Source organism: Bacillus sp. 275, from assembly GCF_001999205.1.
In the GTDB taxonomy this organism is placed as follows: domain Bacteria; phylum Bacillota; class Bacilli; order Bacillales; family Bacillaceae; genus Bacillus; species Bacillus velezensis.
In genome coordinates, this window is the sequence record NZ_CP019626.1 from 3,631,419 (window position 1) to 3,650,390 (window position 18,972).

The following is an 18,972-nucleotide window of genomic DNA, read 5'->3' on the forward strand; positions in this document are numbered from 1 at the left end:
GCACAGAAAAATTCTTTTGTACAAGGGATGGTATCCTATGAAATGTATTAACGAATTTTTAAGAACGGTAATAGCGGAAAAGCTGGGTGCCGAGGTAACCGAAGCGGAAGATAAAACCGCTTTTTTTACTCTTGGCGTGACGTCTCTCATCAGTGAAGAAATCATGACCATATTGCATAAAGAGTTTACCGGCCTTTCTGAAACGCTGCTGTTTGAATATCCGAACATTGAGAAATTGAGTGAGTTTTTAAGTGCGCAGAAACGAAATCCCGAAAGCGTTCTTGAATTCAAAGAAACGGAGCCTGATACGGGAAGCCCGCAGGAAGAAGAATTGCTTCCCGTACAGGCGGCTGAAAAGGTGCCTGAACCGGCAACGGACGGGAGCTCTGATATTGCGGTTATCGGAATGAGCGGGATGTTTCCGAAAGCGGAAAACCAGCATGATTTTTGGGACAATTTAATGGAAAATAAAGATTGTGTCTCCGAAATCCCAGAGGACAGATGGGACAGCTCTTATTACTCGGAAGAGAAAACGGCAGAATACGCGTCATACAGTAAATGGGGAGGTTTTATTGATCATCCGGATCAATTTGACCCGCTGTTTTTTTCTGTTTCCCCGTGGGAAGCTGATTTAATGGACCCCCAGCAAAAATTGTATGTCACGTGCTGCTGGGAAGCGATGGAGGATGCCGGTTACGGGAACCCGGCGGCGAGGCCGACGGATCAAATCGGTGTATTCGCCGGAGTGACCTGGAATGAATATTCATTAATTGCACACGAAGAAGGTTTCCTCAAAGATCAGTACAAAGGCCCCGGCTCCTTATATTGGGGCATTCCGAACCGGGTTTCTTATTTCCTTGATCTCCATGGCCCGAGCATCGCTGTTGATACGGCGTGTTCTTCATCGCTTGTCGCCGTCCATCAGGCTTGTCAGGCCATTATGTCGGGCGACTGTGAAATGGCGCTGGCCGGAGGCGTCAACCTCAGCTTACATCCGCAAAAATACATGTTTTTAAGCCAATCGCATTTTCTGTCTTCTGAAGGAAAATGCCGCAGTTTCGGTGAAGGCGGAGACGGTTACGTGCCCGGCGAAGGCGCGGGAGCCGTTTTGTTAAAACCATTGAAAAAAGCGATTGCGGATAAAGACCACATCTACGGTGTCATTAAGGGGTCCGCCACTAACCACGGCGGCAAAACGACCGGGTATACGGTGCCGAATCCGGAAGCGCACCGGGACCTGATTTTATCCGCTCTAAACAGAGCCGCGGTAAGTCCGGCGGATATCAGCTACATTGAAGCTCACGGAACCGGCACGGCACTCGGCGATCCGATTGAGATACGCGGCCTGTCTATGGCATTTGATAAACAGACCGATGAGAAAAATGACTGCGGAATCGGCTCGGTGAAATCCAATATCGGACATTTGGAAGCGGCTGCAGGGATCGCCGGTTTAATCAAGGTGCTTTTAAGCATGAAACATGAAACGCTTCCCGCCAGTCTGCACTCCGAGGAACTGAACCGCAAGATTTCTTTTTCTGATTCGCCATTTTATGTCGTCCGAAACAACCGGCCGTGGCCGGCTGAAGGAGATAAACCGAGAATCGCCGCAATCAGTTCATTCGGCGCAGGAGGCTCTAATGCCCATCTGATCGTAGGTGCTTATCAGCCAAAACGGCAAGCGGACGGGAATACTGAGCAAAAACCGCATGCCGTCGTATTAAGCGCACATTCCGAACAGCAGCTGAAAGAATATGCCGGGAAATTAAGCTCTTTTCTTGCCCGATTGGAAAACCTGCCTTCTGCCGGCGGATACAGTCTGGAAAATATCGCTGCCACCTTATTGTCAGGCAGAGAGCCTTTCTCCTTCCGGCTTGCTGTCATTGCATCATCCCTTTCTGAGCTGAAACGGCGATTGGACGGATTTGTAAGCGGTCACAGCGACGGCAGGTATATGTACTTCGGAAAAGCGTCACCCGGGCGTCCGGACGTTTCAGGCCAATCCGTTTCAGATCCTGAGAAATTTGCCGCGCTGTGGGTGAAAGGCCTTCAAGGTTGCAAAAAGCCGGAAACGCCGTATCAGAAAGTTCCGCTTCCTACGTATCCGTTTTTAAAGGAAACGTCCTGGCTGACCGATCAAAAAAAGCGGTATACAAAAAAGCCCCAAAATATCAAAAGGCGTGAAGCGCTGCATCCTCTGCTTGATGAGAATATTTCATCCGCCCGGAAAGGGACGTTTCAAAAGATATTTTCCAAGGATGAATATTTCTTTAAAGATCATTTAGTGAACGAAAAATATGTGCTTCCCGGAGTCTGTCATCTGGAAATGGCGGCATACGGCGCGGGATTGTGGGGAGAACGCCCGGTCGTCTCTCTTCAAAGTGTGTGGTACATGGAGCCGATTGTGACAGGGACAGACCCAACATCCGTCATGATAGAGTTTGAAGCAGAAAAAGAGCGTATAAGCTATGTCATTAAAGAAAAAGGAGCGGACGGCGCTCTCTTTTCGCAAGGAGAAGTGATTTGTAAAGAAAAAGGGGCGTCTTTTGAGGCCCCGGCCTTTCAGCTCCCGGCGCCATTTGAGCAGAGAACGGAGCCGAAAGACATCTATCACTCGTTCTCTGAGGCGGGAATCGTGCAAAAGGACAGTTTTCAGGTCATCCGCGAATTCTCTTATACAGAAAGGAAAGCACTGGCCAAATTAACGCTCCCGTCACACTTGGAAGCCGATTTTAAACAGTATATCCTACATCCGTCCTTAATGGATGGCGCTGTTCAAACCGCAATGGCGCATGTGCTGCAATTTCAAAAAGAGCCTGCGCTTATCGTACCGTTTTCCTTCGGAGAAATACAGCTGCTTGAACCGTTAGCGAAAACCGTATTTGTGCATGCAGAGGTAAAAGCGGCCTCCGTTCACCAATTTGATCTGCATATTTGTGATGAGCGCGGCGTGCTGTTGGCGGCAGTGAAAGATTTTATCATAAAAGAGGTGCAGGAAAGCGCCGGGTTTAACCAAAAAGCCGGCGTCACGCCGAAGACAAGCCGTGAAACGGAATTGCTTATGACACCGGTTTGGAACACCGTCACCATTCCGGAAACCGGCATGTCTTTCATGCGTGAAGAAAAAATAATCGTCATCGGGGCCGGGCCGGATTTTCAGCAGGCTTTGAAAGAGATGTATTCCGATGTCCGTTTTCCGGACATCACTTCTTTGGACAGCGCGGAACAAATGGCTGAAACAATGAAAGCGCAAGGCTCTTTTCAACACATGATATGGGCGGCGCCGGATCATCCCATTCCATCCGTTTATGATGCGGATACGGCCGAGGGACAGGAGCACGGGGTCATGCAGCTTTTCCGGCTGGTAAAAGCGCTTCTGCTTCTGAATTTTGACACGGAACAACTATCATTGACAATCTGCACGTTTCAAGCACAGCCGATTCATGAACATGATGAGGTTAATCCGAGTCATGCAAGCATACACGGATTAGCGGGGTCGCTCGCAAAAGAATACAGCAATTGGAGCATCCGGCTTCTTGATTTGGAATCTCAAAGGGGAGACCGGCATCTTCCCGATGTCTTCTCTTTACCGTCGGACCCCGAGGGAAATCCGTGGGTCTTTCGTGCAGGTCAGTGGCACCGCCAGCAATTGGCCGTCTGCCGGCCTCATGCAGCTAAGCCTTCATTATACCGGCACGGCGGGGTTTATGTGATTATCGGCGGAGCAGGCGGAATAGGAGAAGTATGGACTGAATATATGATTCAGACCTATCAGGCGAAAATTATCTGGATCGGGAGACGGAAAAAAGATACACAGATTGAAAGAAAGCTGAAAAGACTTGCGGCTTTAGGTTCCGCACCGCAATATTTCAGCGCGGATGCTGCCGATTATGACTCTCTCAAACGGGCATATGACACCATTGTGAAGGAAAATGGAAAGGTCCGCGGAATCATCCATTCCGCCATCGTGTTATCAGACCGAAGTTTTGCCAATATGGAAGAGGATCAGTTCCGCGCGTCACTTTCTGCAAAAACTGATGTCAGCTTGCAGATTGCCCGGGTAGCTGAGGGGGAGCCCCTGGATTTCTTGCTGTTTTTCTCTTCGATGATGTCGTTTCAAAAAGCGCCGGGACAGAGCAATTATGCCGCCGGGTGCACGTTTAAAGACGCTTTTGCTAAGCGGATCTCACAGAAAGCGCCGTATGCCGTAAAAGTTGTCAATTGGGGCTTTTGGGGAAGTGTCGGCGTTGTCGCTTCAGAACAATACCGGAAACGGATGGAGCGGGACGGAATCGCTTCTATTGAGGCGCCCGAAGCGATGAAAACGCTGGAAACCCTGCTTTCCGGACCCCATGACCAGCTGGCGCTGATCAAAACGACAGATCCGGTTTTTATGAAAGACGATCTGAATGAACAAGTAACGGTTTATCCGGAAAAGATTCCTTCCGCACTCGGACAATTAACGGTTAACATCACGCAGAATGACGAAGCTGAACGGTTAAAAGCTTCAAGTGTCATGAGCTGCATGAGAGAGATGGAATCCCTTATTGAAAAAATGCTTGTATCAACCCTTTATGAGATGGGAGCCGGGCTTGATCAGGCTTTGCCGTTATTTCAATCCGCTGCCGGCATAACGGAACAATACAGCAGATGGCTGAAAGAGAGCTTTGTCCTCCTGAATAAATTAGCGTTTGCTCCGGAAAAAACGGATTTAGGGCAGGTGTGGGAGGAATGGGAGCGGAAAAAAGAGACTTGGCTGCGCCAGAAAGACATGAGGGCGCATGTCAGATTGGCAGAAGAGACATTGCGTGTGCTTCCAGACATTTTAACCGGTAAGCTTCCGGCAACGGAAGTGATGTTCCCTGACTCCTCCTTCCGTCTTGTGGAAGGCATTTACCGCAATAATATCATTTCTGATTTTTTCAATGACAAGCTTGCTGACACATTGATTGCAGTTTTGAAGGAACGTCTGGAAAAAGATCCGCAGGTGAAAATCCGCATTTTAGAAATCGGAGCCGGAACGGGCGGGACGAGCGCTGCGGTCATGAGAAAATTGAAACCGTATGAAGCGCATATTGCCGAATATTGTTTCACGGATATTTCTAAAGCATTTCTCTTACATGCAGAAGACATATTCGGTCCGGAATATCCTTATGTCACTTATAAAATATTCAACGCTGAGCAGCCGGTATCAGCAGAAGCGCCGGACATCGGCACGTATGACGCAGTGATCGCGACCAATGTGCTTCATGCGACAAAAAATATCCGCTCTACGCTGCGCCATGCGAAAGCAATGCTGCAAAAAAACGGCCAGCTGTTTATAAATGAGATCAACAGCCGCACCATATTCAACCATGTGACGTTCGGCCTTCTTGAAGGCTGGTGGCTGTATGAGGATCATGATTTACGGATTCCGGGCTGTCCGGGGGTTGATCCGGCCGGCTGGGCGGAAGCGCTTTCGCTTGAAGGATTCGTCCATCCTCTGTTTCCGGCTGAAGCCGCACACGACTTAGGCCAGCAGATTATAGCGGCTGAAAGTGACGGAACGGTCAGGCTTGCCCTCACACAGGCGTCAGAAGAGAAGCCGGAGCGCCGTCCGTATGACGCAGAAGGTCTTTCGGATGATACTTTGCATGTCAGCCTGAGAGAAAAAAGCGTTGAACTGATGAAGAAGGTAATCGGCGAAGCGCTTAAAGTGCCGGCGCATCGTCTTTTATCCCATGAACCTTTAACCGCATACGGATTGGATTCCATACTGGTCGTCAGACTGACCAACGCGTTAAAAGACGTCTTCGGTTCTGTCAGCAGCACTTTGTTTTTTGAATATCAAACCATTGATGAGCTTGCTGATTATTTTCTGTCTTCCCGTAAAGAAGCGCTCGAGCGGCAATTCGGGATTGGACGGGCTCATCCCGAAAACACCGGACGGGTGCAGGCTCCCGCAGAAAGCGCCGCGCCGATTCCAAACGTAAGGGAACGGGGCATCACATATCTGACGGAATTAATAGGAAAAACGCTGAAGATTCCGAGCGGGAGAATGGATCCGTCGGTTTCCTTAACCGCATACGGTTTGGATTCTATTCTGGTCGTCAGGCTCACAAATGCCTTTCGTAACGTGTTTGACCAAATGACCAGCACCCTCTTTTTTGAATATCAGACGATAGAAGAAATCGCGGATTACCTGCTTCTTTCTCAGCGGGGAGCATTTATGAAAGCGATGGGTGTGCGTGAGGCACAGCTGTCTGATCACACAGATAACCTGAATGTAAAACAAAACAAGATTCCTCAAAACGAGGAAGGCGAAAGGACGAACGGAGATCCCTCTATCCAGGATATCGCTGTCATCGGTCTGTCAGGCCGGTATCCGGGCGCCGATCACGTTGATGAGCTGTGGGAAAATGTAAAAGCCGGCAGGCATTCTATTACTGAAGTGCCGAAAGATCGCTGGGACTGGAAAACGTTTTATAACGAGGAACGCGGAAAATGGGGGTCCATTTATTCAAAATGGGGCGGTTTTCTCGATGACATTGATACATTTGATCCGCTGTTTTTCCGTATATCTCCCGCGGAAGCTGAAAGGATGGATCCGCAGGAAAGGTTGTTTCTGCAGACTGCTTATTCAAGCATTGAAGATGCGGGGTACACCCCGGCCACGCTTTGTGACAGCCGGAAAATCGGAGTCTTTGTCGGTGTGATGAACAGCAATTACCCGACAGTTCCCAGCGACTGGTCTATCGCAAACAGAGTATCGTTTTTGTTCAATTTCCAAGGGCCGAGTATGGCTGTGGATACAGCATGCTCTTCTTCTTTAACAGCTGTCCATCTCGCCGCAGAAAGCCTGCGGAGCGGAATGAGTGAAACAGCGATTGCCGGCGGAGTCAATCTTATCGTTGATCCGGCCCACTATGAGCGGCTGTCCGCTTTTTCAATGCTGTCTCCCGGTGATAAATGCAAATCTTTCGGAGACAGTGCGGACGGTTTTGTTGACGGTGAAGGAGTAGGGGCGATTGTGTTAAAGCCGCTTGCTCAAGCGGAGAAAGACGGCGATCATATTTACGGCGTTATCAAAGGAAGCATGCTGAACGCAGCAGGAAGAACAAACGCTTATATGGTGCCGAATCCGAAAGCGCAGTTTGATCTGATCGCAGAGACGTTGAAACGGACAGACATTCACCCGAGAACGGTCAGTTACTTGGAAGCCCACGGAACGGGCACTGCGCTCGGTGATCCGATTGAAATCGACGGGTTAACGAAAGCTTTTCGCCTGACAACAGAAGACCGGCAGTTTTGTTCCATCGGTTCCATTAAATCAAATATCGGACATTTAGAAAGCGCTGCCGGGATTGCGGGGATCACCAAACTGCTTCTGCAATTGAAACATAAGAGGATTGCCCCTTCATTGCATGCGGCGGAATTGAATCCGAATATTGAGTTTGAGCACACTCCGTTTTTCGTACAGCAAAAAGAAACGGAATGGAAGCGACCTGTCTTGAATATCACGGGTGAAATGAAGGAATATCCGCGAATTGCCGGCATTTCCTCGTTTGGAGCAGGAGGTTCAAACGCGCATGTCATCATTCAGGAATTTGTGCCGTCTGACAGCCTGAAACCAATGGAAAACGCGTCTGTTTCTCCGCAAAAACCGGCTGTTATTATTTTATCAGCGCGAAATGAGCAGCAATTGACAGAGCGCGCCCGCCAGCTTCTGGATGATGTCATAAGAAAAAAACGTTCTGACGGGGATTTAGCCAAGATCGCTTACACGCTTCAGGCGGGAAGAGAACCGATGGCTGAGCGGCTTGCATTTACGGCCGAGTCGATAGAAGAACTGAAAATGAAGCTTATGAGTTTCTCAAACGATCATAATATCGAACATGCTCATATCTGGCGGGGCAAGACAGCCAAACATCATTCATTGGCGGCTTCGCTCACTTCTGATGAAGATATGGCGCTTACCATAAATGCCTGGCTGAGAAAAGGGAAATACGGAAAGCTGCTTGACCTTTGGGTTAAAGGACTTGACGTCGATTGGTCAGCTCTTTATCAGCGCAACCCGGGCCGCATCAGTCTCCCGGCCTACCCTTTTGCCAAAGACCGATATTGGGTGACAAAAGCTGATGTGTCACTTGACAAAACAGGCTCAGCGAAAAGTGAGAAAGCAGCCAGACTTCACCCGCTGCTCCATGCGAATACATCGACTTTTACCGCCCAGCGCTTTACTTCTGTTTTTTCAGGACACGAACCGTTTTTTGCCGATCACATCGTCAATGGAAAACCGGTGCTTCCGGGCGCGGCTGCTTTAGAAATGGCCCGGGCCGCCGTTACGCTTGCCGCCGAAGACTTGGCCGGCGGGAAAACGGGTGTAAGGCTCAAACAGATCGTTTGGCTCCGTCCGGTGACGGCGCTTTCTGAAGGAGTGACGCTTCATGTAAAGCTTCAGCCGGAAGAAAACGGAGACATTGCTTTTGAAGCGTATGCCGAAGGAGAAGAGCCGCTTGTCTTTTTCCAGGGAAAGGCCGTGCTCGAAGAGACGGAGCGTGCTCCGGTACTCGATGTGGAAGCGGTTCAGGCGCGCTGCGGCGGCCGTCACTTGTCAAAGGCTGAGTGCTATGAAGCGTTCGACAGCCTCGGCATCACCTACGGACCGTCGCATCAGGCGCTTGACGCCGTCTATGCCGGAAGCGGAGAAGTGCTCGCAAAGCTCACTCTTCCGCCGTCCGCCCGCGAGGAAAAGGATCCGTTCATCCTGCATCCGAGCATGCTGGACGCCGCCCTTCAGGCTTCTATCGGTCTCGTGCTCTCAGACGGTTCCGCGTCCGGACGGCCGTTTCTGCCGTTTGCCCTGCAGGATATGCAGGTGTTTTCTGCGTGCCGGGAGACGATGTGGGCGGTGCTTTCCTCAGCGGACGGCGCCTATCATATTGAGCTGTGTGATGAAAACGGCGCGGTATGTGTCCGATTGACGGGGCTCACCGCCCGTTTTCTGGAAGAGGAAACGGAGGAAAAACCGCTCTTGCTTCAGCCAAAGTGGCAGGAATCACCGCCGGATGAAGGCGGCGGACAAGAAGAGTCTTTCAGATACGTGACGCTGTATGGCGGAATGAACGCTGAGGACATAAGCGGCGCCGTATGTGCGGCTGACGGCGAAGGTCCGATTGAAGACCGTTATGACGCCTGCGCGGCGGAGCTGTCAGCGATCGTCACGCGTCTTATCAAAGAAAAACAGAAGAAAAAAACGCTGATCCAGCTTCTTGTCCCCGACAGGGGGGAAGACAATGTATTGGCGGGGCTGGCCGCTTTTCTGAAAACGGCTCACCTTGAACATCCGAAGCTGTACGGCCAAGTCATCCAAGCCGATCCGGGCGAGTCAGCATCAGCGCTTCTTGCCAAGCTGAAAGAAAACCGGGCGCATCCTGAACAAGCGGAAATCCGTTATGAAGCCGGCAAACGTCTCGTCAGAAACTGGCGTCACCTGCCTGCCCCTCAAAGCGGCGCCGTTCCGTGGAAAGACGAAGGGGTCTACCTCCTCACTGGGGGAGCGGGCGGCATCGGACTGATTTTCGCTGAAGAAATAGCCTCCCGCGTCAAAAACGCCGTCCTCGTATTAACGGGAAGGGCGGAAGCGCTTGATGAAGACCGCTCCGCCCGCTTACGGCGCTTGGAAGCGTCGGGTGCCCGTGTATTGTATCAACCGGTTGACGTGACAGACAGGGCGGCGGTCATCGCCCTCGTCCGCGGCATACAGGAGGAGCACGGAACACTCGACGGGATCATTCACGGCGCAGGCGTAATCGCTGACAATTACATTCTGAACCAGACAGAAAACGAACGGAAGACCGTCATGGCGCCGAAAGTGAAAGGGCTTATCAATCTTGATGAAGCAGCGAAAGATGCGCGGCTGGACTTTTTCATCCTGTTTTCTTCCTTGGCGGGAGGTATGGGAAATCCGGGGCAGGCCGGTTATGCGGCAGCCAACGCATTTATGGATGTTTATGCAGCCCGCCGGAACCGTCTCGTGCGGGACAACGAGCGGAGCGGGCAGACCCTGTCTGTCAACTGGCCGCTTTGGGAAGAAGGCGGTATGCGTGTGGACAAAGAGACCGAACGGCTGATGTACGAACAGACCGGAATGAAAGCCATGCGATCGGCCTCAGGCATCCAAGCGCTTTACGCCGCTTTTGCCTCCGGAGAACACCAGGTCATGGTGGCAGAAGGCGACGAAAAACGGATTCGAAAAAACCTGATGCCTGAAACACCGGAACCGTCCAATCGCATTCATGTGTCAAGGAAGACGCCCGTCCATATACCGAATAAAGTACAAGCGGAACTCAAACATATGATATCAGGCATTCTGAAGGTGAAAGAAGACGAGATAGATGCTGAATCAGAGATGAGAGATTATGGCTTTGATTCGGTTTCATTCACGCAGTTTGCAAATGAACTAAATAAAACGTATGGGCTTGAACTGACACCGGCCGTATTTTTTGAATACCCGACAGTCTTTCGTTTTGCCCAATACTTGCTGACGGAACATCCGGATACATTCGGCTCACAGGCAGAAACGGAGAAACCGGTTGTGCGTAAAAAAATGAAGACGGAGCCATTCTTGATTCCGTCCCGCCTTCCTAAAACAAAAACCGCAGCTGCACCTGAGCCCGTGGCGATAATCGGAATCAGCTGTGCATTTCCAATGGCTGAAAATCCGGAAATGTTTTGGGAGAATTTAGCCGGAGAAAAGGACTGCATTTCTGAAATACCGCCGGAGCGCTGGGACTGGAGACAGTATTACGGAGATCCGCAGAAAGATAAAAATGCGAGCAATGTAAAGTGGGGCGGCTTCATTGATGAAACCGCTCAATTTGACCCTTTATTTTTCGGTATTTCTCCGCATGAAGCCGAAATGATGGATCCTCAGCAAAGACTTTTAATGATGCATGTATGGAAAGCGATTGAAGATGCAGGCTGCTCTGCCAAAAGCCTGTCAGGTACAAATACAGGCATTTTTGCAGGCACGACAAACAGCGGTTACGCTCAGGAAGCTTCAAAGTTCCATATAGAGATTGAGGGTTCTTCCGCCGCCGGTACGGTTCCGTCAATCGGTCCGAACCGTATGAGCTATTTTCTGAATATACATGGGCCGAGCGAACCGATTGAAACCGCCTGTTCAAGCTCATTGGTCGCTGTTCACCGTGCGGTCAGGGCAATTCAGGCCGGAGACTGCGGCATCGCGATTGCAGGAGGCGTCAATGCTATTGTGTCGCCGGATATGCATATCAGCTTTAATAAAGCGGGAATGCTCAGTGAAGACGGGCGATGCAAAACATTTTCCGATCAAGCGGACGGGTATGTCAGAGCTGAAGGTGCGGGCATGATTGTTTTGAAAACATTATCCGATGCGGAACGTGACGGCGACCGTATTTATGCCGTTATTCGCGGAACGGCGGAAAATCATGGCGGACGGGCGGCTTCCCTTACATCGCCGAATCCGAAAGCACAGACAGAAGTCATGATAAAAGCGTATCAGCAAGCGAACATCGACCCCCGTACAGTGAGTTATATTGAAGCCCACGGCACGGGAACGGCGCTCGGAGATCCGATAGAAATCAACGGACTCAAAGCGGCTTTTGCAGCGCTTTATCAGAAAGCCGGAGTAACAGCGCCCGATCAGCCTCATTGCGCCATCGGTTCCGTCAAAACGAATATCGGCCACACAGAGCTTGCCGCCGGCATGGCAGGGCTTTTAAAAATTATTTTGCAGATGCAGCACAAAACGCTCGTGAAAAGTCTGCATTGTGAAACCGTTAATCCGTATATCAGCCTCGACGGCAGCCCATTTTATTTCGTCCGCGACACTCAGCCGTGGAAAGCGGCGACTGATGATAGCGGAAATGAACTGCCGCGGAGAGCGGGTGTCAGCTCGTTCGGATTTGGCGGTGTCAATGCTCATGTCGTGCTCGAAGAATATGTTTCTCCTGTTGAAGAGAAGCAATGGACGTCCGGTGAACTTCAGCCGTCCTTATTCATTCTCTCGGCAAAGACGGCGGAACAGCTGAAGAAACGTGCGGAACAGCTGCGCAGATATTTGGAAAAGACACATTCAGCTGACGGAGCTCTTGCGGGTATCGCTTATACGCTTCAGCTTGGCCGGGATGAAATGGAAGAGCGTCTTGCCGTCATTGCTGAAACAAAAGAAGAGCTTACGAACGCGCTGAATGATTTCCTCAGCGGCAAGGAGACGGGGCAGAATTTCTTTACAGGCCGGAACAAAGCGATGAAACAGCTGTTTACAGAGATGACGGACAACGCAGAAATGAGCGGGACCGTAGATCAATGGATTGAAGCAGGAAAGTATGCAATGCTTGCAAAATTATGGGTGCAAGGTTTACATGTCGACTGGAATAAATTATATCCGAATGAAAGGCCAAAAAAAGTCAGCCTGCCCGTCTATCCTTTTGCGAAAACACATTGCTGGATACCGCACAGTGCGCAGCATATAAGGCACCGGGAGACTTATGAGATTGATACGTCCCCGCTTGAGACTTATGAACGCCTGCTTGATGAATTGGAGAAAAACGAAATAAGCATAGAAGCCGCTGTAAAAAGAACGATCGGTTTTTACAGGGATTAGCGTAATGGAGGAAACCATATGAAAGAGTTTCTGCACCGGGTTTTTTCTGACGTCAAAAATAAAAAAATGACAAAACAGGATGCGATCGGCATTTTGCGCGATTATGATATGCGGATGGGACTTCGCCAAGCGGCTTCCCTTCATCCGCTTGCTCAGCAGCATATTTCCGATGAAACGGGACAGGGATTCTCGGCAGCTTTCAGCGGCCGGGAATTTTTTCTCGCTGATGTTTCTTTACAGCGTAAAAAGCTTATGCCCGGAGAACTTCTTTTGGAAATGGCGAGAGCTGCCGCTGTTTTGACAGTAAAGGAGACTGAGGCTGTCCGGCTGACGCATATCGTGTGGTCAAAGCCCATTCTGACTGAGGCTGAGCCGTTCCATATCGAAATCAGGCTGATACCCGCAGAGGGTGAAGCCAAAAGGTTTGAGATTTATAATCCATTTTCTGCCGATTTCAGTCATCATGATGTGTACAGCCAAGGGACGATTCAGCCAGTTGATGCTGCGCCCGGCATGCTGGATATCAGCCGCTTGAAGGAAAACAGCGGCTTCCTGATGGATCAGCAGCAAATTGAAGCCATCACTCAGAACGATACCGTTCAATACAGTGAGCACATGAAAGGAATTGAGCGTATTTACGCCTCAGCAGGACGGATGCTGGCAGACATATCAATTCCATTGACAAACCAAAAAGAATCCGCCCGATTCGGCCTTCCTCCCTGTGTGATGCAAAGTGTGACAGAGGCATGCGCGCTGCTTGGCGGCAAAGAATATAAAACGCTCGCCCCGGTTTCATTGGACGAGCTTTTGTTTTATGAATCTTGTCCTGAAAAGGTATGGGCCGAGATACAAGAGAAGGCGGGGAGCTTTTATGTTGATTTATGTGACGAAGAAGGGAAAATATGGGCTTCCCTGTCGGGGTTGAAGCTGCAGCCTGTCATCAAGACGGGCGCTCCCGGAAAAACCAATGCCGAACACCGCAGTGAACGTTTGTATGAACAAACGCTTCTTCAGCTCAAAACGCTGTTTGCCCTGACTGCAAAAATTGCTGTTTCCAACATAGACACTGAAGAGCCGCTGGAAACCTACGGAATCGACTCAGTCACTGTGACGAAATTGAACCGCGAATTGTCTCTGCTTTTCGGTGACCTTTCCAAAACGGTTTTTTATGAGTATAAGACACTGGGATCCCTGGCAGCTCACTTTGTCACGGATTATCCGAATGAATGCCGAAAATGGACAAATGATGATGAGCACCGTTCAGGCATATCAGAACAGGTTTTGGCAAATGAAGATTTTCCGGTGCTTCCGTCGTTTATCAAGCGAAAGAAACGACCTGCTTTTTCCAATGAGAAACAGACAAAAGAAGGGATTGCGATTATCGGAGTCAGCGGACGTTATCCGCAAGCTGAAACACTTGAAGAGTACTGGGATAACTTAGCGGCCGGAAAAGACTGTGTGACGGAAATTCCCGAAGAGCGCTGGGAAAAGGACAAGTACTACAACCCTGATCCCGAAGCGGCCGTGAAAGAAGGGAAAAGTTACAGTAAGCGGGGCGGGTTTCTGAAAGATGCCGCTTTCTTTGATCCGCTGTTTTTTCAAATTTCACCCCGTGATGCTTTGAATATGGACCCGCAGGAGCGTCTCTTTATTGAAATGTGCTGGCAGGTGCTGGAGGATGCCGGTTATACGAAGGAACAGCTTGAGAATCTGTATAACGGCCGGGTCGGCGTTTTTGCGGGCATTACGAAAAACGGGTACGGAATGTACTGGAAAAACAGCGGCGCCCTGCAGCCGAAAACGTCGTTCAGTTCAGCGGCCAACAGAGTTTCCTATTTTCTTAATCTGAAAGGGCCGAGCATGCCGGTCGACACGATGTGCTCATCTTCGCTGACTGCAATTCATGAAGCGTGTGAAAACATCCTTCGCGGGGAATGTGAGATGGCGATTGCCGGAGGTGTGAATGTGTATACGCATCCTTCAGCTTATGCGGAGCTCAGCGCCTATCGAATGCTTTCAAAAGACGGAACGTGCAAAAGTTTCGGTGAAGGCGGGGACGGGTTTGTTCCCGGGGAAGGCGTCGGGGCCGTGCTGTTAAAGCCGCTGTCAAAAGCGATGGCTGATAAGGATCATATTTACGGTGTGATTCGCGGCACTCATATCAATCACGGCGGCAGAACAAACGGGTATACAGTGCCGAGTCCGAGCGCCCAGGCTGACGTGATTTCCGGCGCGCTTGAAAAATCGGGAATACATCCGCGGATGATCAGCTGTATCGAAGCCCACGGCACGGGTACTGAACTCGGAGATCCGATCGAGATTGACGGTTTGACCCGCGCATTTCAAACGAAAACGTCAGATAAAGGCTTTTGCGCCATCAGCTCAGTTAAATCCAATATCGGGCATTTGGAAGCCGCGGCAGGCATTGCCGGTGTAACGAAACTGCTGCTTCAGTTTCAAAAACGACAGCTGGCTCCCTCTTTACATTGCAGAAAATTGAATCCGAATATTGCATTCGACCGGACGCCGTTTGTGGTGCAGCATGAATTGGCAGACTGGAAACGGCCGGTCATTGAGGAAAGCGGAGCGCAAAAAGAGATTCCGAGAATCGCGGGAATCTCTTCTTTTGGCGCGGGCGGGGCAAATGCCCACATATTGATAGAAGAATATATTGAACCTGATAGGGAGATTTATGAGCCATTCACAGATGAAGATCCCGCAGTCATTTTATTATCCGCCAAACAGGAGGCCAGCCTGAAGCAGCGGGCGCAGCAGCTTCTTCAAGCGATCAGAAAAAATGACGTCACAGACCGCAGCCTCCGGGATGCGGCTTACACCCTTCAAACCGGAAGAGAAGCGATGGAAGAACGTGCTGCGTTTATCGTGACGTCGACAGAGCAGTTAGCGGAAAAACTGCAGCGTTTTATTGACGGCGGGACAGACGGCTGCTTCAGGGGAAAAAGCAAACAGTATAAAGACATTCTAGCCGTTTTTAAGGATGAAGATATGCAGGAAGCCGTCCGTAAATGGATGAAAAGAAAAAAATTCGCGAAGCTTCTGGAACTTTGGGTAAAAGGGCTGAAGATTGAATGGTCAGAGCTTTATAACGGCAGCCTGCCGCATCGCATCAGCCTTCCCGGTTATCCATTTATAAAGGATCGGTATTGGCCGGACGATGCAGCGCCGGACAATGTTCGTGATGCTGAATCACATTCTGAAACATTTCGTGAAATCCGCTTTTTACAGAAAAGCTGGGCAGAAAGCAGCCGTGTTCCGGCTAAGGAAGTGCGGGGCGTCATCGGAATAGCTGCTGATCACCAGACAGGAAATTTAGCCGTTGAGCTGTCCCGTTATTTCCCCGAGTCTGAAATCATTGACGCTGCATCACCGGAAATATCCGGGGACGCGGCCCGATTCGGCGGTTTGATTGATGTGACCGGATGCGGGACGGAAATCAATCATGATGACGGCTGGATTCATCGTCTGCAGTCTCTCATTGACAACAGAAACCGCGGCCGAAAGCTTCAGCTGCTTTGTGTGACAAAGGGGCTTGAACCTTTTGCAAATGAAACGATAAATCTCTCAGGTGCAAAAAAGGCCGGATTGTACCGGATGCTCCAAAGTGAGTATAAGGATATCCGCTCGCGGCATATGGATGCAGAACGGACTGCCGAAGATCCTGAACTGGCAAACCAGATCGCAGAGGAGTTTTTTCGCGATTCTGAAGACATCGAAGTGTGTTACCGAAACGGTGTGCGCTATCACGCGCGGTTAAAAGAAACAAACAGCTTAGCTGAAAAAGAATTTTCATTCCCGAAAGACCATGTGCTCTGGATCACCGGAGGAACCCGGGGACTCGGATATTTATTCGCCCGGCATTTTGCCGAACGATACGGAGTCACGAAACTCGTGCTTACCGGAAAAGAAACAATGCCTCCGAAAGCGGAATGGGATGATCATATCAAACGGAATTCCCCGTTTTCCGATAAGGTGAGAAGAATCAGAGAGCTCGAACAAAAAGGTGTCCGAACGGAAGTGCTGTCTGTATCTTCCGGCCCTGAATATGAGCAGGCTGTCAGCCGGGTGAAAGAGAAGATGGGCCCGATTGGAGGCGTGATACACGCAGCGGGAGCCGTAGATCTCGATCATCCGGCCTTTATCCGCAAAACGAGAGAACAGATGATGACCGTGCTTGAACCTAAAACAGACGGACTGGACCTTTTGTATCAAGCGCTGCACAAGGAGCCTCTCCGGTTTTTTGCGCTGTTTTCTTCAGTGTCCGGCGTGATGCCGGAATTAGGAGCGGGACAAAGCGATTATGCCATGGCTAACGCCTATATGGATTATTTTGCGGCCGCAAAAGGTTTTCCGGTGCTGAGCATCCAGTGGCCGAGCTGGAAAGAAACGGGTATGGGCGAATCAAAAAGCCGGGCCTATCAGAAAAGCGGTTTAAAGAGCATCACTGACAGAGAAGGGCTGAGCCTGTTTGATGCCATCATGGCAGGCGATTGCGGATCTGTTATTATGCCGGCCGTCATTCACCCGGAAAAATGGGAGCCTGACCGTCTGCTGCTTTCATCCGGCCTTACTGAAACAAAGCAGCAGGAACAGGCCGATACAGAAAGCGTTGAGGAGTGGCTGACGGGCATTTGCTGCCGGGAATTAAGACTGGAGCCGTCAAGATTTGAATCTGATACACCGTTTCAAGATTACGGAGCCAATTCCATTATGCTTGCTCAAGTGTCCAGAGCGATCGGAAAGAGGATCAAAGCTGACCTTGACCCAGCGGTGCTGTATGAATATCCTACGGTTGCTGCGCTGGCGGGATGGCTTGAAACAGCATATCCCGAAATCAAAGATGCCGTTTCAAAACCGGTTCAGCCTGAAATTCCGGACGTTCCCAAACAAACGGCAGCCGCTGTTATTCAGCCTTCTGGTGCTAGAGCGGCGCAAGACATTGCTGTGATCGGAATGTCCTGCCGTTTTCCGGGAGCTGAATCAATTGAAGCTTATTGGAAGCTGCTGTCTGAAGGAACGTCAGCCATTCAAAGGGTGCCGAAAGAGCGCTGGAAAACAGAGAAGGCGGATTATGCGGGCCTTTTACAAAATGTAACGCATTTTGACCCGGAGTTTTTCCTTATTCCCGAAGAAGACATCAAGGCAATGGATATCCAGTCCTTTCTTATATTAGAAGAGGCGCTTCATCTGTTCAGAGACAGCGGGTACTCGTTACAAGAAATGAAAGGCAGGTCAGCCGGTGTCTATTTAGGAGGACGCGGCGGCAGTATGCCTGATGAAAACCGTCTGAAGCATGCAAAAAATCCGATAGTCGCAGCCGGTCCGAATTACTTGGCGGCCAATCTTTCTCAGTTTTTTGATTTGAAGGGGCCGAGTCTCGTTTTGGATACGGCCTGTTCTTCAGCGCTTGTCGGGATGAATATGGCGATACAGGCGCTCTCTTGCGGTGAAATCGACTCAGCGGTGGTCGGGGGAGTCAGTCTGCTGGAATCCGGTCAAACCCACCGGATGTTCGAACTTCGCAATCTGTTAAGCGAAGAGCCTGCGTTTCATATTTTTGACCGCCGCACCGGCGGCATTGTATTGGGAGAAGGCGTCGGAATGGTGTATTTAAAAACAGCGGCCCAGGCTGTAAAAGACGGTGACCGGATTCATGCGGTCATTAAAGGCATTTCCGTAAACAATGACGGCAGAACCGCGGGGCCTGCCACACCGAATATACAGGCGCAGAAAGAAGTGATGGCCAAGGCGCTTGCCAAAAGCGGCAGAAAAGCGGAGGATATCAGCTACATTGAAGCAAACGGTTCAGGCTCTGAAGTAACGGATCTTTTGGAACTGAGGGCGATTGAAGCGGTCTACCGTATGCAAAACAGCGCGCCTTGTGAATTGGGATCGATGAAGCCGAATATCGGACACCCGTTATGCGCTGAAGGGATTGCCGGATTCATTAAAACAGTGCTTATGCTCTCGCGCCGAATGCGTGTGCCTTTCCTTTCGGGCAAAGAGCCGATGACGCATTACGATCTGTCCGCCTCGCCGTTTTATTTTTCGCACGTTCTGCGTGAATGGACGGATTCACCGCGGATTGCCGCCGTCAGCAGCTTCGCTGACGGAGGGACGAATGCCCATGTCATAGTGGAAGCTTGGGAGCAAGAGGCGTATACCCCGGTTAGAAAGCCTTTGCCGAGACAGGAATTAAAACGTCGGCCAATTCGTTCGGACAAAGCCGAAAGCCTGCATGAAAACGCACATAAGTCCCGTCCGAATACGTTTTGGAAACAAATGAAGACTTACTGATTGCGCTGAAAATTGAACGTCGATATGGAGGA

2 protein-coding genes are annotated in these 18,972 nt (G+C 50.3%); both read left to right on the top strand.

Annotation, left to right across the window (positions count from 1 at the left end; all coding sequences use genetic code 11):
* Window positions 1-37 precede the first annotated feature (37 nt).
* Window positions 38-12,625: a type I polyketide synthase gene (locus BZ167_RS18010; protein WP_077392216.1), complete on the top strand. Its 12,588-nt coding sequence runs from the start codon at window positions 38-40 to the stop codon at window positions 12,623-12,625.
* A gap of 18 nt (window positions 12,626-12,643) precedes the next feature.
* Window positions 12,644-18,940: a type I polyketide synthase gene (locus tag BZ167_RS18015; protein ID WP_077392166.1), complete on the top strand. Its 6,297-nt coding sequence runs from the start codon at window positions 12,644-12,646 to the stop codon at window positions 18,938-18,940.
* Window positions 18,941-18,972: the final 32 nt, after the last annotated feature.

What these genes read in the sequence shown, in the direction of transcription:
- BZ167_RS18010 (WP_077392216.1), top strand. Translation starts at nt 38, where the DNA reads ATGAAATGTATTAACGAATTTTTAAGAACGGTAATAGCGGAAAAGCTG.
- BZ167_RS18015 (WP_077392166.1), top strand. Translation starts at nt 12,644, where the DNA reads ATGAAAGAGTTTCTGCACCGGGTTTTTTCTGACGTCAAAAATAAAAAA.